Raw genomic sequence first — 21714 nt, forward strand, 5'->3', positions numbered from 1 at the left:
GGAGCTGGCCGGGCGGCGTTCCGCTTGCCAGCGAAGGCGCCCGCCAGAACGGCGCAAGGCTCAAGAGCCTCTTCGCCGGCAAGCCGGCTCCTACGGTTTTGTGTAGGCCGCGAACCGGTTTGCGATCAGCGCGCTCGACGCGCCTTGAAGAATTCGCTCAGCACCGTGCCGCACTCCTCGGCCAGCACCCCGCCCTCGTACAGCACCCGATGGTTGAGAAACCCTTGGGTGAAGAACTGCCCCTGGCTCTGCACAATGCCGGCCTTGGGTTCCAGTGCGCCGTACACTACCCGGGCAATGCGCGAATGGACGATCAGCCCGGCGCACATGCTGCAAGGTTCAAGGGTCACGTACAGGGTGCTGCCGGGCAGGCGATAGTTGCTCACCGCCTGGGCCGCTTCGCGGATCGCCACCATCTCGGCGTGGGCGCTGGGATCGCTGCCGCTGATGGGGCAGTTGTAGCCACGGCCGATGATCTGCCCATCCAGTACCAGCACCGCACCCACCGGCACTTCCCCCAGGGCGGCGCCCTGCGCGGCCAGGGCCAGGGCTTCACGCATGAAGTCCTGGTCGCGGCTGCGGTCGATGATCGGCGCCGGGCGTATCTGGCGCATCACACCACCTCGATGGCGGCCATAAGGCCGGTTTCCATGTGGTCGATCACGTGGCAGTGGAACATCCAGACCCCCGGGTTATCCGCCACCAGGGCGACCCGGGCACGCTCGTTCTTGCCCAGCAGGTAGGTGTCGGTGAAGTAGGGGGTGATCTTCTTGCGGTTCGAGGCAATGACCTTGAAGCTCATGCCGTGCAAGTGGATCGGGTGCTGGTACTGGGTCATGTTCTTCAATTCGAAAATGTAGCTCTTGCCCTTTTTCAGGGTGGCAATCGGGCGGTCGGCGCAGGTCTTGTCGGTGATGTCCCAGGCCTGGCCATTGATCTGCCACAGGCTTGGCGGCTTGCCATTGTCCACGTTCACCGAGACCGAGCCAACCCATTCGAAATTGAAGTTGAGCTTCTCGGCGTTGTCGAGATTCGGCTCGGCCACGGGGTTGGCCGGCAAGGCGGCAGGCCACTGGGTGGGCGCGTCGTTGTTGGCCACCGAGCGCAAAGTGCCCAGGCGCACCGGTCCGTTGCGCAGGGACAACTCCACACCGGCCGCCGGCGCCTTGATCGCCAGGCAGATGCGCATGCCCGGGCCCAGCCAGTATTCCTTGCCCAAGGGGCGCGGCTCTATGGGGTTGCCGTCCAGGGCGTAGATCTGCGCTTCGACATCCGGGATGTTGATGCGGTAGGTCAGGGTGTTGTCCAGGTTCAGCAGGCGCACCCGGGTGATCTGCCCGGCCGGCAGGTCGATCACCGCCTGGGACACACCGTTGATGGTGGACAGGCGCCCGGCCGTACCACCGCGCGCCGCCTCCCGAGGGATGCTGAAGGGCATGAACGCGCCTTCTTCATCCACGTGCCAGCTTTTCAGGCTCAGGGTGCGCTCGTACTTGAAGCCGGTGGGTTCGCGTTCTTCGATGATCAGCGGGCCCACCAGGCCGCGACCCAGTTCTTCGCTGCTGTTCACATGGGGGTGATACCAGTAGCTGCCGGCATCCGGCACGCGGAATTTGTAGTCGAAGTATTCGCCGGGCAGCACCGGCAGTTGCGAGACGTAAGGCACGCCATCCATTTCCAGGGGCAGGCGGATGCCGTGCCAGTGGATGGTGGTGGCCACGGGCAGGTGGTTGATGAAGCGTACCCGCAGCCACTCGCCCTGCCGCACCCGCAGTTCGGTACCCGGCGCCGAAGGGCCGAAGGCCCAGGCCTCGGTCTTGTGCCCCGGCACCAGCTCCACGTCCAGTGGCGCGGCGATCAGCTCGTAATCGTGCCCCGCCTCGGCGTCAGCCATCTTTCCCAGCCAATAACGCGATGCGCCGCCCGCTCCCACGCCCACCACTACCAGACCGGCCAGACCACCGAGTATTTGTCGACGGGTAAAGGACATGGACTCAACTACCTCACGTATCAGCCGCGGGCCCAGGCCCGCAAAAGGCGAATACGATACACCCGCAGTTGAGAAACAGTAAGGCCGGCGCGGCGACGGGACGCAGGCGAGACGGGGAAACGATGGGTGTTTTCGAGAGTCTGCTCGCTGGCAAGCCCGTTGCTCTTGCAGGAGCCGGCTGGCCGGCGAACAGCCCCCTCAGCCCTGCAATCCCAGCAGCAGATGCACCACGCCACCGGCCAGGGGCATCACCGCCGGTACCCCCGCCACGCGCAAGGCGCTGCTGTCCAGCAGTTGCGGATCATGCAGCTCAAGGCGCAGGCGGGTCAGGGCCAGGGGTTGCTGGCTCTTGATGTTGGCGCTGCCACCCAGCGCCGCCAGAATTGCGTCATCCAGAACATTGCCGTTGGCCCTGGGGGCCTTCGGCTGATCAGGGATCAGGTCCGGAGTCAGGGCTTTCCAGAACGCGCGTTGCAATTTCTCGAACATTTTCAGTTCTCCAGAACCAGTGAATCGGCGGCGACTTGCTGCTTGTGCAGGTATTCACGTACCTGAACCGCGTCCTCCAGATCGATAATCCGAGCTGCCAGCGCCTGGCATTCGCTCAGATCCAGCTCGCGTACCCGGGCCTTGATGGCCGGAATCAACGGCACGCTCACCGACAGTTCGTCCACCCCCAGGCCCAGCAACAGCGGCACTGCCAGGGTCTCGGAAGCCAGTGCACCACAGACTCCGACCCACTTGCCGTGGGCATGGGCGGCCTGCACCGTTCGCGCGATCAGGCGCAGCACCGACGGGTGGAAGCTGTCGGCCTGACTGGCCAGGCGCGGATGATCACGGTCCATGGCCAGGGTGTACTGGGTCAGGTCGTTGGTGCCGATGGAGAAGAAATCCACCTCCGGAGCAAAGCGGTCTGCCATCAGGGCCGCCGAAGGCACTTCGATCATGATGCCCAACTTGGGCCTTTCCGCCAGGCCCAGGGCCCGAACCTCGTCATCCAGTAGCTGCCGCGCCTGACGCAGCTCCGCCAGCTGGCTGACCATGGGCAACATGATGTGCAGGCGTGCCTGCCCGGCGCTGGCGAGAATCGCCCGGAACTGCTCCCGCAGCAGTTCGGGACGCTCCAGGCACAGGCGGATGCCCCGCAGGCCGAGAAAAGGGTTGGCTTCACTGTCCATGGGCACATAGGCCAGGGGCTTGTCGCCGCCCACGTCCAGGGTGCGCACCACCAGATTGCGCTCAGGGCCCAGGGCCTGGGCGATGGCCCGATAGGTTTCGGCCTGCTCCTCTAGACTGGGGGCGTGGCTGCGGTCCTGGTAGAGGAACTCCGAACGCAACAGGCCGACGCCCTCGCCTCCCAGGCTCATGGCCTGCTCGGCCTCCGCCAGAGAGGCAATGTTGGCCGTGACCTCCAGATGATGACCATCACGGGTCACCGCCGGTTGCGCCGCCTGGGCCAGGTCCTGACGCTGGCGCAGGCGTTGCTGCTGACGCAGGGCCTCCAGTTGCTGCAAGCGTTGCGGGTCAGGGTCCGTATGCAGTTCGCCACGATCGGCATCCAGCAGCACCCGGGTGCCGTTGGCCAGGGACAGGACCCGGGGCGACAGCCCACAGATCGCCGGCAGGCCCAGGGCTCGGGCGAGAATCGCCACGTGGCTGGTGGCACCGCCGCCGACAGTGGCAAACCCCAGCACCTTGGCCGTGTCCAGGCTGGCGGTCTGCGAGGGGGTCAGTTGCTCGGCAATCAGAATGGCCTGGTCCGGCAAGCTCACGGCATGCTCTTGCACCCCGAGAATCAGCTTGAGCACCCGTTGGCCGACATCCGCCAGATCCACCGCGCGCTCAGCCAGCAGCGTACTGCCCAGGCCCTTGAACAGCTCGGCGGTAACCTCGATGGCACTGTTCCAGGCAAAGGCGGCGCTCTTGCCGGCGACGATCAGGGCTTGGGCCTGCTGCAACAGGCTCGGGTCGTCGAGGAGTTCCTGGTGGGCACGGAAGATTTCCTGCTGTGCTTCACCCGGGGCATTGTCCCGCAGCTGTTGCAGGCCCCGCACCGCCTCTCGCAAGGCCCGCTCAAGGACTTCGCGCTCCTGCTGCGGGTTCGCCGCCCACTCGCTTATCTGCAGGCGCTGCTCAGCCACATGGACCACCTGGCCGACCGCCGAACCCGGTGACGCACAGACACCCCGCAGAACCGTCTCCAGCGACTCATCCCGCGCCGCTACTGGCTCAGGACTCGGCGCCGCAGCACTGACTTTCTCGCCACAACCCGAGGCCAGCAGCTCCACCAGAACCTGGATCGCCTGCTCGGCATCCGCACCCGCAGCACTGACCTGCAAGACATCGCCCTGCACCGTCTGCAACGCCATGATCGACACCAGGGACTTGGCATTGGCCGAGTCCTGGCGCCGGTGTAGGCAGATATTCGCGGCAAAGCCCTTGGCGGCCTGGGCCAGCAACGCCGCCGGACGTGCATGCAGCCCCTGGGGGTTGCCCAGGATCAGCGGTTTGGAAAACAGCGCCTCAGTTTCAGCGTCCTCGGCCTTGGCACCTTCCTCTGCGCAGGCCGGCTCGATCTGCAACACCGGCTGTCCCAGCTCCACCAGCAGGCTGTCGGACACCAGCCCCGTCACCGCCTCGCCACTGACCACCAGCATCAGGGTCAACAGGCTGCGAGCGTGCCGGGCCAGATAATCAGCATCGAACTCGATCAGCGGCTGGCCTGCCGAGACCTGCTGACCCTCCTCGACCAGACAGGTGAAGCCCTTGCCCGCGAGATTCACCGTGTCCAGCCCGATGTGCATCAGCACCTGCTGCCCCTGTTCACCAGTGATGCTCACCGCATGGCCGCTGTGCTGCAGGTTGCTGATCACCCCGGACAGAGGTGCGCAGAGGGTCTGGGAAGTCGGGTCGATACACACGCCGTCGCCGATCACCCGGCTGGAAAACACCGGGTCGGGCACCTGCTCCAGGGGCAGCAGCACCCCGGACAGGGGCGCGAGCAATTGCAAGGGTTGGGTTATGGCCATGACGTCACCTGCTAATGATTCCTTGAAGTGCCGATGGAGCGCGAGCCCCGACAGCATCGCTTATTTCCACCAGTACTCGACCTGCAAACCGACGTTCGCCCCGTGCCGGGCGGTGCCGAAGACACCACTGTCGGACAGCGCGGAGCCAGCCGCCAGTTCGTTGGCCGCGCGTTTGGCGGCCTCGTTCCAACTGGCATAGGTGTAATACAGGCGCACCTCGGGCCGCGCCCAGAACTCCGGCCCCTTGGGCGACCAGGTGGGCGCGAAGGTGAACTTGCTGAGTTTGCGGGTGCCACCGGGCGCCTCCACCTGATCATGACCAAACTCGGTCACCAGCTTGAACTGTTCGGTGATGGCATAGGCCGGGCGCACACCCAGGGAGATCCAGTTCTGGTCCTGGCCGTCGGGGCGAATGTCCTTCTGATAGACCGCCTCTACCTGGCCGCCGAAGCGCGGGGTGACCTGCCAATCGAAGAACTCCACCAGGCGATAGCTCTTGTTGCCGTCATCCAGGTAGGGATTGCCGGTGTAGCCCAGGCCGGTACCGGGCCCCTCACCGTATTGCAGGGCCAGTTTGTTCTTGCCGCCGAAAAAGTCTTTCTGCACATGCTGGGTGGTGATCGCCCAGCCATTGTGGGCACCACGGCGATCGGGCTTTTCCAGGTAACTCAGGCCCAGCTCCAGCTCGCCGCCGGGGTTGGTCTGGAAGCCGGCAACGTTGAAGTCGTGACGGCTCACGGCTTGCTTCTGGTAGAGGTTGTCCTTGCGGGAAAAGGCGTAGCTGTATTTCAAATCGCCGATGCGCACGTCCTCGACCCCGCCGCCGGTGGCGCTCTGGTTCCAGTAGTAGAAGTCGGAAATATGGATGTCGTTACGCTTGTAGTAACGGCGCCCGGCCCACAGTGAGCCGCCATTGAGGCTGGGCAGGTTCGACCACTGGGCGTACATCTGCGGCATGCGCGCCGAGCCGTTCTCGCCCTGGAAGGTCAGGTTGCGGTCGTAGCGGTTGTAGAGCGAGGCCATGCCGTCGACGCTGAGTACCGAACCGTCCTCCAGGGTGTACAGGTCCTGGCGCAGCTCAAGCTCGGCGTACTGCTCGCACTCGTTGCCCAAGCGGTACTTGGAGGGCGCGCCGGGTAGCTGAAAGCAGGATTGCGGGCCGCTGTTGACCGAAGTGCCAAGGCCGCTGCGCAGGTAGCCGGCGAACTCCAGGGCCTGGGCCGGAAAGGGCATTGCCAGGCACAGGCAGGACGCCGCCAGGCCGCGATTTATTGTTGTTTTCATAAGCCACCCCATTATTTTTATTGTGATATTTCGATCCGCAGAAGCCGGCTTGCCGACGAACGAAGCCCTGCGCTGTATCTGCAACAGCGCATTCACGGCAGACGCAAACCGCCCGGCAGCTTCTGCGAGGATTGTCAGCAGTCGGTCAGGTGCAGGACGAAGGACTCATAGGGCCGCAGCAGCAAATGCCGACTGCGGGCGCCATCCCCCGGGTAGTTGCTGATCAGCAGACGCTGCTGCATGCCCGGCTCGATGACCTCCTGCGGCAATTCAACCTCGCACGGCGAACCGTAGAAGTTGTTCACCACCAGCAGTCGCTCGCCCTGCCCTTCCCGCACGTAGGCCCAGACCTGCATATGCTCGGGCAGCAATTGGCGATAGACGCCGTGCTGGATCAAACCCTGCTCACGGCGCAACGCGATCAATTGGCGATAGTGGTGCAGCACTGATTGCGGGTCGTCGAGCTGTGCCTGGACATTGATCTGGCCAGCGTTGGCCGCAACCTCGATCCAGGGGGTGCCGCTGCTGAAACCGGCATTGGCACCGGCATTCCACTGCATTGGCGTGCGCCCGTTGTCCCGGGACTTCTGCTGGATCGCCGCCATGATGGCCTGCGGCTCTTCACCGGCCTCGCGCTTGAGGCGGTAGATATTCAGGGTCTCGACGTCGCGGTACTGCTCGATCCGCTCGAAGTGCGGATTGGTCATGCCCAGCTCTTCGCCCTGATAGATAAAGGGCGTGCCCTGCAGCAGGTGCAATGCGGTGGCCAGCATTTTCGCCGACACCACGCGGTGTTCGCCGTCGTCGCCAAAGCGCGATACCACCCGGGGCTGGTCGTGGTTACACCAGAACAGCGCATTCCAGCCGCCGCCAGCCTGCATGCCGCATTGCCAGTCGGACAGGATGCGCTTGAGTTCAAGGAAGTCGAAATCGGCCCGCACCCACTTCTGCTGATTGGGGTAATCCACCTTCAGGTGATGGAAGTTGAAGGTCATGGACAGCTCCTTCGACTCCGGGTTCGAGTAGCGGATGCAGTGTTCCAGGCGGGTGGACGACATCTCGCCGACATTCACCAGGTCATGGCCGGCGAACACTTCCCGATGCATTTCCTGCAAGTACTCATGAACGTTCGGGCCATCGGTATAGAAGCGCCGGCCATCGCTCTGGTCCTCGGGGAAGTCCGCAGGCTTGGAGATGAGGTTGATCACGTCGAGGCGAAAGCCGCCGACGCCCTTGTCCCGCCAGAAGCGCATCATCTTGAAGACTTCGGCGCGCACCCGTGGGTTGTCCCAGTTGAGGTCGGCCTGAGTGTGGTCGAACAGGTGCAGGTAGTACTGGCCGGTCTGCGCTTCGTATTCCCAGGCCGAGCCGCCGAACTTGGACTCCCAGTTGTTGGGCTCATCGCGCCAGATGTAGAAGTCCCGGTAGGGGTTGTCCAGGCTACTGCGGGCCTGCTGGAACCAGCCGTGCTCGATGGAAGTGTGGTTGACCACGATGTCCAGCATCAGCTTGATCCCGCGCTTGCCGGCCTCCTCGATCAGCAATTGGCAGTCGGCCATGCTGCCGTAGCTGGGGTCGATGGCGTAGTAGTCGCTGATGTCATAGCCATTGTCGCGTTGCGGCGAACGCAGGAACGGGGTCAGCCACAGGCAATCGACCCCCAGCCAGTGCAGGTAGTCGAGCTTGTCTACCACTCCCAGCAAGTCGCCGGTGGCCTGCCCTTGGTGGCTGTGAAAACTTTTCGGGTAGATCTGGTAGATCACCGAACGCTGCCAGTCTTGCATGGGGGAATCCTTTGGAAAGTGCGAGGGCATTCGCCGGCGAACCGGCTCCTGCAGGGCCGGTCAGGCCACTCGATAGCCGGGACGGATGATCTTCAGGCTCAGGCCGCAGGTCAGGACGAAAGGCACCACCAGGGCGACGACCATGCCGATCACGAACATCGGGATGTATTGCGGAATGATCGAGATGAACCCCGGCAGCCCACCGACGCCGATGGCCGAGGCCTGGACCTTGTTCAGCGAGAGGAAGATGCTGCCCAGGGCCGAACCGATCAGCGCGGCATAGAACGGAAACTTGTAGCGCAGGTTGACGCCGAACATCGCCGGCTCGGTGATGCCGAAATAGGCCGAGATCGCCGAGGTCGAAGCCATGCTGCGGTCCCGGGCATTGCGGCTCATGGTGAACACCGCCAGGGCCGCGCTGCCCTGGGCCAGGTTGGACATGACGATCATGGGCCAGATAAAGGTGCCGCCCTGGGTGGAGATCAGTTGCAGATCGACCGCCAGGAACATGTGATGCATGCCGGTGATCACCAGCGGCGCATAGAGGAGGCCAAAGATCGCCCCACCCACCACCGGCGCCAGGTCGAACAGGGTGACCACGCCTTCGGTGATCAGGATCCCCAGATGGCGGGTCACCGGGCCGATGACCGCCAGGGCCAGCACCCCGGTGACCACGATGGTGGTGATGGGCACCACCAGCAGGGTAATGGCGTTGGGCACCCGGGCCCGCAGCCATTTTTCGATCACGCTCATCACATAGGCTGCCAGCAGGATCGGCAGGATCTGCCCCTGGTAGCCGACCTTCTCGATCTGGAACAGGCCGAGGATGTCGAAGTACGGCAGGCTCTGGCCATCCAGCCCGGCCACGGCCTTGCCGTAGTTCCAGGCGTTGAGCAGGTCCGGGTGCACCAGCATCAGGCCCAGGACGATGCCGAGGATCTCGCTGCCGCCGAAGCGCTTGGCCGCCGACCAGCCCACCAGGGCCGGCAGGAACACGAAGGAAGTGTTGGCCATCAGGTTGATCAGGCTCCACAGCCCGTCCAGGCCCGGGTAGGCCTCGAGCAGGGTCTGGCCCTCGATGAACATGCCCTTGGCACCCAGCAGGTTGTTCACCCCCATCAGCAGGCCGGCGATGATCAGGGCCGGCAGGATAGGCATGAACACATCGGAGAACACCCGCACCAGACGCTGCATGGCGTGGGTCTTCTGCGCGCCCTTGTCCTTCACATCGGCAATGGTCGAGGCCGCAAGGCCAGTCTGCTCACGCAGCGCCGCATAGACCTTTTCCACTTCGCCGGGGCCGATCACGACCTGGAACAGGCCGCCGGTGAAGAACGATCCCTTGACCAGGTCGATCTGATTGAGCGTGGCGCTGTCGACCCGGCTCGGGTCCTTCAGGGCCAGGCGCAGGCGGGTCACGCAATGGGCAGCCTGCTCGAGGTTGTCGGCGCCACCGAGGCTGTGCAGCAACTCGCTGGCGATCGTTGAATAGTCGTGGCTCATGCTCGTTCTTCCACCTGAGATTTTTGTTATTGGCAGCACGCCGAGGAGGAAACTACTCGTCTGTACGAGTTAAATCAACAACTCGTACAGACGAGTTTGGATTTTTCTTCGGGCCAACGCTCGAAATGTGCTTTTCCGAGCCGACTCCGGCCTGCCAGGTACATGGACAAATACCCCGCGCAGCCCTTAAGGTGCCTGCCTTGAGCACAGCGCGGCACAGAGCCATCCCATGAGCAAATACAACCAGATCTACAGCGATCTGCTTGCCAGCATCACCACCGAACGTCTGGAGCGTGGCGCCCGCCTGCCTTCGGAAAGCGAACTGATGGACAGCTACCAGGCCAGCCGCGGCACCGTGCGCAAGGCCATCGAACTGCTGCAGGAGCGCGGCTTCGCGCAGAAGATCCACGGCAAGGGCACCTTCGTGCTCTCGCCCAATCCCATCGAGTTCCAACTGGGCGGCATCGTCAGCTTCCAGGAAACCTATCCAGGCCTGGGGGATGACGTCAGCACCGAGGTGGTGGAGTTCAGCCAGTTTCCTCTCGAAGGCCCGCTGCGGGCCCATCTGCAAGCCGAAGAAGGCAGCCTGATCACCCGGATCAAGCGGGTCAGGCGCATTGACGGCAAACGGGTGATTCTCGACATCAACCACTTTGTCGCCGATCTGATTCCAGGGCTGGACCGGCAAATCGCCGAGCAGTCGATCTATGCTTACATCGAACAAACCCTGCAATTGAGCATCAGCTACGCCCAACGCACCATCGAGGCCAGCCCGCGGAGCAAGGACGACCAGCAGTTGCTCGACCTGGACGGCCAGAGCCACGTGATCGTGGTGAGCAACCAGACCTTTCTCCAGGACGGGCGTCAGTTCGAGTACACCGAATCACGGCACACCCTGGACAAGTTCTACTTCTCCGACGTGGCGCGGCGCTAAGCCCCACCCTGCCCCATCAGCCCAGCAAGGCCACCAGTTCATCGCTGAGGGGGCCGATGCGCTGCGACTCCTTGGCGGTGTTCACCTGCTGCGCCACCCGCGCCACCTCGATCACCGGGTGCTTGAGGGCGTAGCCGCCCTTGCTGTCCAGCCAGCTCAGGACCTCCGCCAAGTGCCACAGCGAAGCGCTGCCTTCATGGATCGCCAGGGGAAAACTATCGGCATGGCCGAGCATCAGCTTGCGCATGTTCTGCCGGGACACGCCGACGATCTCGGCGATCTCGCTGAGACCGACAAAATCCGGGCTGGCCTCCACCAGCCGCGCTTCGGGAATGATCCGCTTGATATCCCCCAAGGCACTGAGCAGCGCCGCCTCGGCACTCTCGGCTTCGCGACTGAACTCCAGGGCCAGGCGCCCGGCCAGGCCGCTGCCCACCAGGACGTCGGTGCAACCCGCCGCACCGAGGCGCTCCACCAGTTGCAGCGGATCACAGCCCTCCCGCGGCAGCAGGTAGTTGAGGGTGAACAGGTATTCCATGGTGCTTACTCCTTGCGGGCTGCCGGCGACTTGGCTCCACGCAGCTGGTTCAGGGTGCAGTTATCGATCACCCGGCATAACGCCCGGGCGTGCTGGGTCGGATTCTTCGGCGTGCGCCATACGCTGGTGATGCAGAACTCGCCACAGCGACACACTTCGTTGTTGTACGGACAGTAGATCCGCCCCCAGGCATGACCACCGCCGACCTCGATGCGCCAGCCCTGCCATTCGGCGTAGCGCAGGGCCATTTCAATGTCCTTCTTGGGATGAGTTGCACGAGCCATCCATAGCCTCCAGTATCGCCAGTCACACAAGGTTGTCAACCGACAACCTTGTACCCTCCGATCAAACCCCGCCGCGAACAAGCCGCAGCAAAAACAGGCGGGGGGAGATCCAAGGGTAGAGAGAAGCCCAGGACAAGGGGCCGAGCATGTCTTACGTGATATTGCCGGAAGGCGAAAAAGCGCCGCCTCTAAAGGTCCTGCAACACAAATGCCGATGTGTACCGCAGGCAATCCCCCAGAAACGACAATGGCGATCGACACCCGAAGGTCCCGATCGCCATTGGCTAACGCGAATGGATCAAGCGTCGATCACTCGGCCCCGATCATTCCCACTCAATCGTGGCCGGTGGCTTGCTCGACACGTCGTAAGTGACGCGGGAGATGCCTTCGATCTCGTTGATGATCCGGCCGCTGACGGTTTCCAGCAGTTCGTAAGGCAGGTGCGCCCAACGTGCGGTCATGAAGTCGATGGTTTCCACGGCGCGCAGGGCCACGACCCAGGCGTAACGACGGCCATCACCTACCACGCCCACGGATTTCACCGGCTGGAACACCACGAATGCCTGGCTGACCTTGTGGTACCAGTCGGCCTTGCGCAGCTCTTCGATGAAGATGTGATCGGCGCGACGCAGCAGGTCGGCGTATTCCTTCTTCACTTCACCGAGGATGCGCACACCCAGGCCCGGACCCGGGAACGGGTGACGGTAGACCATGTCGTACGGCAGGCCCAGTTCCAGGCCCAGACGACGGACTTCGTCCTTGAACAGCTCGCGCAGTGGCTCGACCAGCTTGAGGTTCATTTCTTCCGGCAGGCCGCCCACGTTGTGGTGCGACTTGATCACGTGGGCCTTGCCGCTTTTCGCGCCAGCCGACTCGATCACGTCCGGGTAGATGGTGCCTTGGGCCAGGTACTTGATGTTTTCCAGCTTGCAGGATTCGGCATCGAATACGTCGATGAAGGTACGGCCGATGATCTTGCGCTTCTTCTCCGGGTCGGCTTCGCCGGCCAGGTTATTGAGGAACTGCTCCTCGGCGTTGGCGCGGATCACCTTGACGCCCATGTTCTCGGCGAACATGGCCATTACTTGCTCGCCTTCGTGCAGGCGCAGCAGGCCGTTGTCGACGAAGACGCAGGTCAGCTGGTCGCCGATGGCCTTGTGCAGCAGGGCCGCGACCACCGAGGAGTCGACGCCGCCTGACAGGCCCAGCAGGACGTTGTCGGTGCCAACCTGGGCACGGATCTGGGCAATCGCGTCCTCGGCGATCTTCGACGGGGTCCACAGCGCTTCACAGCCGCAGATGTCGAGGATGAAGCGCGACAGGATGCGACCGCCCTGCTTGGTGTGGGTCACTTCCGGGTGGAACTGCACGCCGTAGTAGCGCAGGTCGTCGTTGAACATGCCGGCAATCGGGCAGCTCGGGGTGCTGGCCAGGATGTGGAAGTCTTCCGGCATCTTGGTGACCTTGTCACCGTGGCTCATCCAGACGTCTAGGCCGAACAGGCCGTCGGCGTCGACGTGGTCTTCGATGCCGTCCAGCAGGCGGCTCTTGCCGACTACATCAACCCGGGCATAGCCGAACTCACGCAGCTCGGAACCTTCGACCTTGCCGCCCAACTGCTCGGCCATGGTCTGCATGCCGTAGCAGATGCCGAAGACCGGAACGCCCAGGTCAAACACCGCCTGCGGGCAGCGAGGGCTGTTGGCTTCGTGCACGGATTCGGGGCCGCCGGCGAGGATGACGCCTTTGGGAGCGAATTCGCGGATCGCTTCGTCGTCCATGTCGAACGGATGCAGTTCGCAGTAGACCCCGATCTCGCGCACACGGCGGGCGATCAGTTGGGTGTACTGGGAACCGAAGTCGAGGATCAGGATACGGTGAGCGTGAATGTCGAGGGCCATGGTCAGTCTCGTCTAATTTCAGAAACGACACGGGGCTGAAAAACACAGCCCCGGTTACTAAATTCGTCAATCGCCTCCGGGCCTTGGCCTGGAGGCGATCACTATCAACCTACGCGATAGTTTGGCGCTTCCTTGGTGATCTGCACGTCGTGGACGTGGGATTCAGCCATGCCGGCACCAGTGATGCGGACAAACTCCGGCTTGGTGCGCATTTCTTCGATGTTGGCGCTACCGGTGTAGCCCATGGAAGAACGCAGGCCGCCCATCAGCTGATGGATGATCGCGGTCAGGGTGCCCTTGTATGGCACGCGACCTTCGATACCTTCCGGCACCAGCTTCTCGGCACCCGCGGAGGAGTCCTGGAAGTAGCGGTCGGAAGAGCCCTGGGCCTGGGACATGGCGCCCAGGGAACCCATGCCCCGGTAAGCCTTGTAGGAGCGGCCCTGGAACAGCTCGATCTCGCCTGGAGCCTCTTCGGTACCGGCGAACATCGAACCCATCATCACGCAGGAAGCACCGGCGACGATGGCCTTGGACAGGTCACCGGAGAACCGGATACCGCCGTCGGCGATCAGCGGCACGCCAGTGCCTACCAGCGCCGCTGCAACATTGGCGATGGCGCTGATTTGCGGCACGCCAACACCGGCAACGATACGGGTGGTGCAGATCGAGCCCGGGCCGATACCGACCTTGACTGCGTCGGCGCCAGCTTCGGCCAGGGCCTTGGCGGCAGCGCCAGTAGCGATGTTGCCGCCGATCACCTGCACTTGCGGGAAGTTCTCCTTGACCCATCGAACGCGGTCGATCACGCCTTTGGAGTGACCGTGGGCGGTGTCCACCACCACCACGTCGACACCAGCATTGACCAGCGCAGCAACGCGATCGCCAGTGTCCTTGCCAGTACCGACCGCAGCGCCGACGCGCAGGCGACCCTGGTCGTCCTTGCTGGCCAGAGGGTAAGCCTTGGCTTTCTCGATATCGTTGACGGTCATCATGCCCTTGAGGGCGAAGGCGCCGTCGACGATCAGTACACGCTCGATGCGGTGCTTGTGCAGCAGCTCGCGGACGGCGGTCTTGTCGGCGCCTTCCTTGACCGTGACCAGGCGCTCTTTAGGCGTCATCACTTCACGGACGCTGACTTCCAGACGGCTTTCGAAACGCACGTCGCGGGAAGTCACGATGCCCACCAGGTCGCCGTTGTGCAGTACCGGCACACCGGAGATGTTATGCATGCTGGTCAGTTCGAGCAGGTCACGCACAGTGGCGTCGGCCTCGATGGTGATCGGGTCCTTGACCACACCGGCTTCGAAACGCTTGACCTTGCGCACTTCGGCAGCCTGCTGCTCGATGGTCATGTTCTTGTGGATGATGCCGATGCCGCCTTCCTGAGCCATGGCGATTGCCAGACGGGCTTCAGTGACGGTGTCCATGGCGGCGGAAACCAGTGGAATATTCAGCTCGATGCCACGGGTCAAACGGGTCTTAAGACTGACTTCATTAGGCAGTACTTCGGAATAACCGGGCACTAGGAGAATGTCGTCGAAGGTGAGGGCTTCTTGGCTGATACGCAGCATCGCGGGGGCTCCCGGGCGGGAAAATGGAAGCGCGCCATTATACTCAGACAGCTACCCGGGCTCAATGTAAAACTCTGGCTAATATCGCTGGAGTGATAGATGGAGATATCCGCGCGCTACAACTCGACCTTGACCCAACTTATCGGCTGATCCAGCCATTCGGCGAACTCGTCGATAAAGCTCTGTTTAAAACCCGCTTCGGCCCAGTTGTTGAAGATGAAGCCCAAGTTGGAAAAACCGCATTCCTGAAGAAACAGAAAGCCGTTGATGTCATCTTCATGACCGCACTCGGGACAGGTGAAGTTATCGGTGCGCCCCGGCATCCAGTCTTCCAGGCTCTCGAACAGCGCTTCGCCGATTTCCTGCCGGCACTCGGCACAGCCGGCTTCTTCGAGAAAGCCCTTGGCCGGGGTGTAGATGCAGCGTTTGGTGATGATCTCCAGGCCATTGATCGGCTCGCCGAAGGGCAGCGCCTCTGGCCGCAGCACCACCTCCCGTGCCCCGGCGGCAATGGCGTGCCCCATGCGATTGCCCGTGCGCCCGCAGGTGCTGAGGCTTTCCTCGACGATGTTCTTGCGCACCAGCCAGCGCACGATCGCCCGGGCCCGGGGCTCGTGCACCGGCAGGGTGGAAATTTTCGGGACGAGGATGCTTTGGGAGTTCATGGATAAGCCTGGAACATGCGGGGACGGTACTCACGCTTTCGCCGGCAAGCCGGCTCCTGTCATCAATTGTAGGAGCCGGCCTGCCGGCGAACGAATTCAAAGGCCCGCAGCTTAATCCCTGGCCCCAGCAGGTCAAGTACTCAGGTAACGGCCGATCAAGGCAACGCCACTGGCCAGCACCAGCCAGGTCACCAGGCGTACAAAAGCCTCCCGGGACAGTTTCATCGTCAGCCGGCGGCCAATCCACAACCCCAAGGCCATCGCCGGCAACAGGCATAGCGCCAATAGCAGCAGCGGCAACTCGGCATAGACCCCGGCCAGGGCGAACAGGCTCAGGCGCACCACGGTGCTGCAACTGATCAGCGCGCTCTGGGTCGCCCGCGCCGGGTCCTTGGGCAGGCGGCTGTTCAGGTAGATGGCATATAGAAAGCCGCCACTGCCGAAGAGGGCGCCAAACAGCCCACCGACAATCCCCATCGGCACCGCCCAGCCAGCCGCCAGTTGGGTCGGACGCGCCTTCACCCACAGGCTGTAGATGGCATAAGCACTGATGAACAGCCCCATCAATAGCAGCAATAGATCGGATTTGAGGTTGAGCAGGAAGATCACCCCCAAGGTGCAACCTACTGCCATGCAGGGCAACAGGCGCAGCAACTCCGGCCTGGCCACATCCTTGCGCGACGGCAGAAGGTTGCCAAAGGCCGCGACAAAATCCAGGAGCACCAGCAGCGGCACGATCTTCGACAGCGGCATGAACAGGATCAACACCGGCCCGGCCACCAGGGCCGTACCGAACCCGGCAATGCCGAACACTATGTACGCCAGCGCGATACCCAGGCCGATCACCAACCAACTGCCCGGGCCGAAAGACCACTGGTTCAAACCCTCGATTACCACGCTCATCGCTGCGACTTCCCAGTTGAATACGCAGTGACTTTAGCCAGCAGTGAGCCTTGCGACTAATATCGTCCAAGTCGCCAACTCATCGCAAAAAGGCATGCCTCGTGATTTCGACCCGCCAACTGCGCTATTTCGTGGAAATCGCCGAATGCGGCAGCTTCAGCGCCGCCGCCGAGCGCCTGTTCGTCGCCCAGTCAGCCCTCAGCCGGCAGATCAAGGAGCTGGAAAACCAATTGCAGACCCCACTGTTCGAGCGCACCGCGCGCCTGCCGCGGCTGACGGCGGCCGGTGAAGCGTTTTTCCCCAAGGCACGCAACCTGCTGAGCGAATTGCACCAGGCCAGCGAACTGGCCACTCAGGTAGGCCTGGGGCAATTGGGCACCTTGCGCCTGAGCCACTCCAGCACCGTGCCCATGAGCGGCCGGCTACTCCAGGGCATCGGCAGCTACTTGCAGCATTGCCCTGGAGCCTCGATGGACATCGCCAAGCTGTCTTCCGAGGCGCAACTGGAAGAGTTGGCGCAGGGGCACCTGGATATCGGCCTGTTGCGCCTGCCGGTGTTACGTCAACGGGCAGGTGTACAGATCACGCCCCTGTTCGCCGAACCCTTGCTGCTTGCGGTGCCACCTCAGCACCCACTGGCGCTGGACCCTCCGGCCGGGGGCGTCGACCTGGCCCAGCTTCGCGAGGAAGCCTTCATCTCCATCCCCCACCCCCAGCGGGGCGGCTTGAGTTACCTCTCGGCCGAGCTGTGCATGCGCCAGGGCTTTTTTCCCAGGGCGGCGCGGGTGATGTCGCGCAAGACCACCCAATTGCAACTGATCCAGGCCGGCTTCGGCATCGCCCTGCTGCCCGAGTCGATGCAGGACATCGCCCCGGCCAGCATCCGCTTCCTGCCGCTGGCGGATGCCGATTGCCAGAGCACCGTGGCCCTCGCCTATCGACAGGAGCCGACGCCCCTGGTGGCGCAATTCGTCGAACATTTTCGCAATCACTTGTAGTTGATTTGCGTTGTTCCATTCAGAGACAGGCCTTTAAACTGCGCCCCATGATTAAAGATCCCTTCGCACGACTCGGCCTGGACCGCGAGGTCCTCACCGTCACCCAGCTCAACGGCCGCGCCCGGGTGCTGCTCGAGGACGTGTTCAGCAATATCTGGGTGGAGGGCGAGATCTCCAACCTCGCCCGCCCGGCTTCCGGCCATGTGTACTTCACCCTCAAGGACAGCGGCGCCCAGGTGCGCTGCGCACTGTTCCGGCAGAACGCCGCACGGGTCCGCCAGGCGCTGAAGGACGGCCTGGCGGTCAAGGTGCGGGGCAAGGTCTCGCTGTTCGAAGGGCGCGGTGACTACCAGCTGATTCTCGACACCGTGGAACCGGCCGGTGATGGCGCCCTGCGCCTGGCTTTCGATGCCCTGAAAGACAAGCTGAGCGCCGAAGGGCTGTTCAGCGCCGAACGCAAAGTGCCACTACCGGCCCATCCGCAACGCATCGGCATCATCAGTTCGCCCACCGGCGCGGTGATCCGCGACATCATCAGTGTGTTCCGGCGCCGCGCACCGCAGGTCGTGCTGACCCTGATCCCTACCGCCGTGCAGGGTCGCGAGGCTACGGCGCAGATCGTCCGGGCCCTGCAGCTGGCCGACGCCCGGGGCTTCGACGCGCTGATCCTGGCCCGTGGCGGCGGCTCCCTGGAGGACCTCTGGTGCTTCAACGAAGAAGCCGTGGCCCGTGCGGTGGATGCCTGCGTGACACCGATCGTCAGCGCCGTCGGCCATGAAACCGACGTCTCCATCAGTGATTTCGTGGCCGACGTTCGCGCGCCCACGCCTTCCGCAGCAGCCGAACTGCTGGCCCCCGATTCCAGTGACCTGCAACGCCGGGTCGACAACCTGCATCGACGCCTGGTGATGCGCATGCGCGACCGGCTGGTGCGCGACCGGCTGCGCCTGGACGGCCTGGCCCGACGCCTGCGCCATCCCGGCGAACGCCTGCGCCAGCAGGCACAGCGCCTGGACGACCTGGACATGCGCCTGCGCCGCGCCTTCGAGCGCAGCCTCAATACCCGTCGCGAACGCTTGATCCGCCTGGAAACCCGCCTCGGAGCCCAGCATCCGGGGCGGCAACTGGCACTGCTGCGCCAGCGTCTGGACAGCCTGGCCGAACGCCTGCCCCGGGCCATGCGCGAAGGCCTCAAGGGCCGCCGCCTGCAATTGCACAGCCAGATGCAGACCCTGCATGTGGTCAGCCCCCTGGCCACCCTGGGGCGCGGTTACAGCATCCTGCTGGACGATCGCGGGCAGGCCATTCGCAGTGCCGGCCAGACCCGCCCAGGCCAGCGCCTCAGTGCCCGCCTGGGCGAAGGCGAGCTGCAAGTACGCGTCGAAGACAACCACCTGACGCCCGTCACCCTTTCTCTACTGGATTGATCCATGCCGCGTTTTCTCTACTCCCTGCTGTTGCTGTGCCTGGCCTTCAATGCTCACGCCGACAGCTACATCACCCGCCTGCTGAACAAACCCGTGCCCGGTGGCGTAGCGGTGGTCGACCTGGGCAGCGCCGCCCAGGCGCCCAAGGCCAGCTACCAGGGCAAGCCGGTGCTGGTGGTGAAGGAGCAGAACAACTGGCTGGCGATTGTCGGCATCCCGCTGACGGTCAAGCCCGGCACTCAACAAGTAAGCGCCGGCGGGCGCAGCCTGAACTTCGTGGTCGGCAACAAGAAATACCCGGAGCAGCACATCACCCTGAAGAACCAGCGCCAGGTCAATCCGAACCCGGCGGACCTCAAGCGCATCGACGGCGAGTTGGCGGAACAGATCCGCGCCTACCGCAGCTTCAGCCCCAACACCCCAAGCAACCTGCTGTTGGACAAGCCGGTGAATGGCCCCCTGTCGAGCAAGTTCGGCGTACGCCGTTTCTTCAACGGTGAAGAGCGCAACCCTCACGCGGGCCTGGACTTCGCGGTGCCGGCAGGCACACCGATCAAGACCCCGGCGGCGGGCAAAGTGATCCTGATCGGCAACTACTTCTTCAACGGCAACACCGTGTTCGTCGACCACGGCCAGGGCTTCATCAGCATGTTCTGCCACATGTCGAAAATCGACGTGAAGATCGGCCAGTCCCTGGCCCGTGGCGCCGTGGTGGGCAAGGTGGGGGCGACCGGCCGCGCCACCGGGCCGCATATGCACTGGAACGTCAGCCTGAATGATGCGCGGGTCGATCCGGCCATCTTTATCGGGGCCTTCCAGCCCTGATCGCGCAGCGCCGCTTGCCTGCATCAGGCATTGATTCAGCGGCGAGCCGACGCCCACAGGGATTGCGCAGCCCTACTCGACTGCGCAATCGTTAGTATTCTTTCAAAGAATACCCAGCATAAAATCTCGATATAGCTTTGTTTTCGAGTATTCCTCTCAATTTTTTTCGACTGCTTGCCATCTCTCACCCCAGTGGTTAGGGTTGAGCACATGAAAACCTCTCACACCCTCATTCAGCGTCGTCAACACCGGAGCCTCTGCCTCGTCAGCGCACGACTGCCAGGCTGAATCGCGGTGCCTCATCCCCCTGCGTCAACCTCACTCTTGATTCACCGGCAGGCCGCCTCTTTTCGGCCCGGACAATAAGGATTTCTCCATGACCATGCTCAAAGACCCATCCTCCAAGTACCGCGCGTTCCCGACCATCAACTTGCCGGACCGTACCTGGCCGTCGAAAACCATCACCAGCGCGCCGATCTGGTGCAGTTCGGACCTGCGTGATGGCAACCAGTCGTTGATCGAACCGATGGATGCCGTCAAGAAGCTGCGCTTCTGGAAGACCCTGGTGGCTGTGGGTGTGAAGGAAATCGAAGCTTCTTTCCCGGCCGCTTCGCAAACCGACTTCGACTTCGTGCGCACCCTGATCGAAGGCGGCCACATTCCGGACGACACCACCATCCAGGTATTGACCCAGGCCCGTGAAGACTTGATCGCCCGCACCTTCGAGTCCTTGCGTGGAGCGAAAAAGGCCATCGTCCACCTGTACAACGCCACCAGCCCTTCGTTCCGCCGCATTGTCTTCAACCAGGACAAGGCCGGTGTGAAAGAGATCGCGGTGAATGCGGCCAAGCTGTTCGTCAAATACGCCGCCCAGCAACCGGAAACCCAGTGGCAGTTCGAGTACTCGCCAGAGACCTTCAGCGCCACCGAGCTGGAGTTCGCCAAGGAAGTCTGCGACGCCGTGGTGGAAGTCTGGAACGCCACGCCAAGCAACAAGGTGATCCTCAACCTGCCGGCCACCGTTGAAGTCGCCACACCGAACATCTACGCCGACCAGATCGAGTGGTTCTGCCGCAACATCAACCGTCGTGACAGCGTGCTCATCAGCCTGCACACCCACAACGACCGCGGTACGGGCGTGGCCGCCACCGAGCTGGGCCTGATGGCCGGCGCCGACCGTGTCGAAGGCTGCCTGTTCGGCAACGGCGAGCGTACCGGTAACGTCGACCTGGTCACTGTGGCCTTGAACCTCTACACCCAGGGTGTGAACCCTGAACTGGATTTCTCCGATATCGACGGAGTGCGCAAAGTCGTGGAAGAGTGCAACCAGATTGCCGTGCACCCGCGTCACCCTTATGTCGGCGACCTGGTCCACACCGCGTTCTCCGGCTCGCACCAGGACGCGATCCGCAAGGGCTTCGCCCAGCAGAAAGCCGATGGCTTGTGGGAGGTGCCGTACTTGCCGATCGACCCGGCCGATATCGGTCGCAGCTATGAGGCGGTGATCCGCGTCAACAGCCAGTCGGGCAAGGGTGGTATCGCCTACCTGCTCGAGCAGGAATACGGCATCAGCTTGCCACGCCGCATGCAGATCGAGTTCAGCCAGGTGGTGCAGCGGGAAACCGACCGCCTGGGCCTGGAAATGACCGCCCAGCAGATCCACGCGCTGTTGCACAGCGAGTACTTGCAGGCCAACACTCCCTACGCGCTGGTCAGCCATCGCTTGCAGGAAGAGAACGGCCACAGCGCCGTGGAAGTGGAAGTCTCGAGCAAGGGCCAGGGCGAGACCAACCTCAGTTGGCGCGGCAAGGGCAACGGTGCCCTGGAAGCGCTGGTGGCCGGGCTGCCGGTTCCGGTGGAGATCATGGACTACAACGAGCACGCGATCGGCGCCGGCACCAACGCCAAGGCGGCGGCCTACATCGAACTGCGGGTCAACGGTGAGCGCGCCGTGCACGGCGTCGGTATCGACGAAAACATCACCACCGCCAGCTTCAAGGCGCTGTTCAGTGCGCTGAACCGCTCCTTGAGCGAGCAGCAGGCCAAGGCAGCCTAAAGGCTGCCAAAAGCGAAAG

The 21714-nt window shown here is 63.2% G+C and carries 18 protein-coding genes; 5 read left to right on the forward strand and 13 right to left on the reverse strand.

The window, feature by feature from the left end:
- Window positions 1-125: 125 nt before the first annotated feature.
- From tadA to treP, 7 genes are all read right to left on the reverse strand, one after another.
- Window positions 126-614, reverse strand: coding sequence for a tRNA adenosine(34) deaminase TadA (gene tadA, locus BLS75_RS11270; RefSeq protein WP_041119721.1), 489 nt, complete (start codon window positions 612-614; stop codon window positions 126-128).
- Window positions 614-1990 (reverse strand): multicopper oxidase family protein, encoded by a 1377-nt coding sequence (locus tag BLS75_RS11275; protein WP_072450863.1) that lies wholly within the window; start codon window positions 1988-1990, stop codon window positions 614-616. Before BLS75_RS11275 ends, tadA begins: the two co-directional genes overlap by 1 nt.
- A 198-nt stretch (window positions 1991-2188) precedes the next feature.
- Window positions 2189-2479, reverse strand: a complete 291-nt coding sequence (locus BLS75_RS11280) for a PTS sugar transporter subunit IIB (protein ID WP_072450864.1) — start codon at window positions 2477-2479, stop codon at window positions 2189-2191.
- Between the two features lie 2 nt (window positions 2480-2481).
- Entirely contained in the window at window positions 2482-5019 is a 2538-nt protein-coding gene (ptsP, locus tag BLS75_RS11285) for a phosphoenolpyruvate--protein phosphotransferase (RefSeq protein ID WP_072450865.1), read from the reverse strand.
- A gap of 60 nt (window positions 5020-5079) precedes the next feature.
- The gene (locus BLS75_RS11290; protein WP_072450866.1) at window positions 5080-6303 is read right to left on the reverse strand and encodes a maltoporin; all 1224 of its coding nucleotides are present in this window, start codon (window positions 6301-6303) and stop codon (window positions 5080-5082) included.
- Window positions 6304-6437: 134 nt separating this feature from the next.
- The gene (treC, locus tag BLS75_RS11295; RefSeq protein ID WP_072450867.1) at window positions 6438-8087 is read right to left on the reverse strand and encodes an alpha,alpha-phosphotrehalase; all 1650 of its coding nucleotides are present in this window, start codon (window positions 8085-8087) and stop codon (window positions 6438-6440) included.
- Between the two features lie 60 nt (window positions 8088-8147).
- Window positions 8148-9590 carry a PTS system trehalose-specific EIIBC component gene (gene treP, locus BLS75_RS11300; protein ID WP_072450868.1) on the reverse strand — a complete coding sequence of 481 codons (1443 nt, stop codon included), beginning with the start codon at window positions 9588-9590 and terminating at the stop codon, window positions 8148-8150.
- A gap of 229 nt (window positions 9591-9819) precedes the next feature.
- Between treP and treR the strand changes: the two genes are divergently transcribed.
- Window positions 9820-10524, forward strand: a complete 705-nt coding sequence (gene treR / locus BLS75_RS11305) for a trehalose operon repressor (RefSeq protein ID WP_011063188.1) — start codon at window positions 9820-9822, stop codon at window positions 10522-10524.
- A gap of 16 nt (window positions 10525-10540) precedes the next feature.
- Here treR and BLS75_RS11310 read toward each other — a convergent pair whose 3' ends face one another.
- From BLS75_RS11310 to BLS75_RS11335, 6 genes are all read right to left on the reverse strand, one after another.
- The gene (locus BLS75_RS11310; protein ID WP_072450869.1) at window positions 10541-11062 is read right to left on the reverse strand and encodes a helix-turn-helix transcriptional regulator; all 522 of its coding nucleotides are present in this window, start codon (window positions 11060-11062) and stop codon (window positions 10541-10543) included.
- A 5-nt stretch (window positions 11063-11067) separates the two neighbouring features.
- Window positions 11068-11346, reverse strand: a complete 279-nt coding sequence (locus BLS75_RS11315) for a hypothetical protein (RefSeq protein ID WP_026019975.1) — start codon at window positions 11344-11346, stop codon at window positions 11068-11070.
- Between the two features lie 323 nt (window positions 11347-11669).
- The gene (gene guaA, locus BLS75_RS11320; protein ID WP_011063192.1) at window positions 11670-13247 is read right to left on the reverse strand and encodes a glutamine-hydrolyzing GMP synthase; all 1578 of its coding nucleotides are present in this window, start codon (window positions 13245-13247) and stop codon (window positions 11670-11672) included.
- 104 nt (window positions 13248-13351) lie between these two features.
- Window positions 13352-14821 carry an IMP dehydrogenase gene (guaB, locus tag BLS75_RS11325; RefSeq protein WP_072450870.1) on the reverse strand — a complete coding sequence of 490 codons (1470 nt, stop codon included), beginning with the start codon at window positions 14819-14821 and terminating at the stop codon, window positions 13352-13354.
- A 116-nt stretch (window positions 14822-14937) separates the two neighbouring features.
- On the reverse strand, window positions 14938-15486 hold the full coding sequence (locus BLS75_RS11330) for a sugar ABC transporter ATPase (RefSeq protein ID WP_072450871.1): 549 nt from the start codon (window positions 15484-15486) through the stop codon (window positions 14938-14940).
- Between the two features lie 132 nt (window positions 15487-15618).
- The gene (locus tag BLS75_RS11335) at window positions 15619-16389 is read right to left on the reverse strand and encodes a sulfite exporter TauE/SafE family protein (RefSeq protein WP_011063195.1); all 771 of its coding nucleotides are present in this window, start codon (window positions 16387-16389) and stop codon (window positions 15619-15621) included.
- 101 nt (window positions 16390-16490) lie between these two features.
- On the opposite strand from BLS75_RS11335, the gene BLS75_RS11340 reads away from it, so the two are divergent.
- From BLS75_RS11340 to leuA, 4 genes are all read left to right on the forward strand, one after another.
- The gene (locus BLS75_RS11340) at window positions 16491-17387 is read left to right on the forward strand and encodes a LysR family transcriptional regulator (RefSeq protein ID WP_072450872.1); all 897 of its coding nucleotides are present in this window, start codon (window positions 16491-16493) and stop codon (window positions 17385-17387) included.
- A 47-nt stretch (window positions 17388-17434) separates the two neighbouring features.
- Window positions 17435-18814: an exodeoxyribonuclease VII large subunit gene (gene xseA, locus BLS75_RS11345; RefSeq protein WP_011063197.1), complete on the forward strand. Its 1380-nt coding sequence runs from the start codon at window positions 17435-17437 to the stop codon at window positions 18812-18814.
- 3 nt (window positions 18815-18817) lie between these two features.
- Window positions 18818-19639, forward strand: a complete 822-nt coding sequence (locus BLS75_RS11350) for a peptidoglycan DD-metalloendopeptidase family protein (protein ID WP_072450873.1) — start codon at window positions 18818-18820, stop codon at window positions 19637-19639.
- 376 nt (window positions 19640-20015) lie between these two features.
- Window positions 20016-21695, forward strand: a complete 1680-nt coding sequence (gene leuA / locus BLS75_RS11355; protein ID WP_011063199.1) for a 2-isopropylmalate synthase — start codon at window positions 20016-20018, stop codon at window positions 21693-21695.
- Window positions 21696-21714 lie beyond the last annotated feature (19 nt).

The sequence above is a fragment of the Pseudomonas sp. NFPP12 genome, assembly GCF_900103205.1.
Classification (GTDB): Bacteria; Pseudomonadota; Gammaproteobacteria; order Pseudomonadales; family Pseudomonadaceae; genus Aquipseudomonas; species Aquipseudomonas protegens.

Coding starts and splice junctions, on each gene's coding strand:
- tadA (WP_041119721.1), bottom strand. CDS start 614: ATGCGCCAGATACGCCCGGCGCCGATCATCGACCGCAGCCGCGACCAG.
- BLS75_RS11275 (WP_072450863.1), bottom strand. CDS start 1,990: ATGTCCTTTACCCGTCGACAAATACTCGGTGGTCTGGCCGGTCTGGTA.
- BLS75_RS11280 (WP_072450864.1), bottom strand. CDS start 2,479: ATGTTCGAGAAATTGCAACGCGCGTTCTGGAAAGCCCTGACTCCGGAC.
- ptsP (WP_072450865.1), bottom strand. CDS start 5,019: ATGGCCATAACCCAACCCTTGCAATTGCTCGCGCCCCTGTCCGGGGTG.
- BLS75_RS11290 (WP_072450866.1), bottom strand. CDS start 6,303: ATGAAAACAACAATAAATCGCGGCCTGGCGGCGTCCTGCCTGTGCCTG.
- treC (WP_072450867.1), bottom strand. CDS start 8,087: ATGCAAGACTGGCAGCGTTCGGTGATCTACCAGATCTACCCGAAAAGT.
- treP (WP_072450868.1), bottom strand. CDS start 9,590: ATGAGCCACGACTATTCAACGATCGCCAGCGAGTTGCTGCACAGCCTC.
- treR (WP_011063188.1), top strand. CDS start 9,820: ATGAGCAAATACAACCAGATCTACAGCGATCTGCTTGCCAGCATCACC.
- BLS75_RS11310 (WP_072450869.1), bottom strand. CDS start 11,062: ATGGAATACCTGTTCACCCTCAACTACCTGCTGCCGCGGGAGGGCTGT.
- BLS75_RS11315 (WP_026019975.1), bottom strand. CDS start 11,346: ATGGCTCGTGCAACTCATCCCAAGAAGGACATTGAAATGGCCCTGCGC.
- guaA (WP_011063192.1), bottom strand. CDS start 13,247: ATGGCCCTCGACATTCACGCTCACCGTATCCTGATCCTCGACTTCGGT.
- guaB (WP_072450870.1), bottom strand. CDS start 14,821: ATGCTGCGTATCAGCCAAGAAGCCCTCACCTTCGACGACATTCTCCTA.
- BLS75_RS11330 (WP_072450871.1), bottom strand. CDS start 15,486: ATGAACTCCCAAAGCATCCTCGTCCCGAAAATTTCCACCCTGCCGGTG.
- BLS75_RS11335 (WP_011063195.1), bottom strand. CDS start 16,389: ATGAGCGTGGTAATCGAGGGTTTGAACCAGTGGTCTTTCGGCCCGGGC.
- xseA (WP_011063197.1), top strand. CDS start 17,435: ATGATTAAAGATCCCTTCGCACGACTCGGCCTGGACCGCGAGGTCCTC.
- BLS75_RS11350 (WP_072450873.1), top strand. CDS start 18,818: ATGCCGCGTTTTCTCTACTCCCTGCTGTTGCTGTGCCTGGCCTTCAAT.
- leuA (WP_011063199.1), top strand. CDS start 20,016: ATGACCATGCTCAAAGACCCATCCTCCAAGTACCGCGCGTTCCCGACC.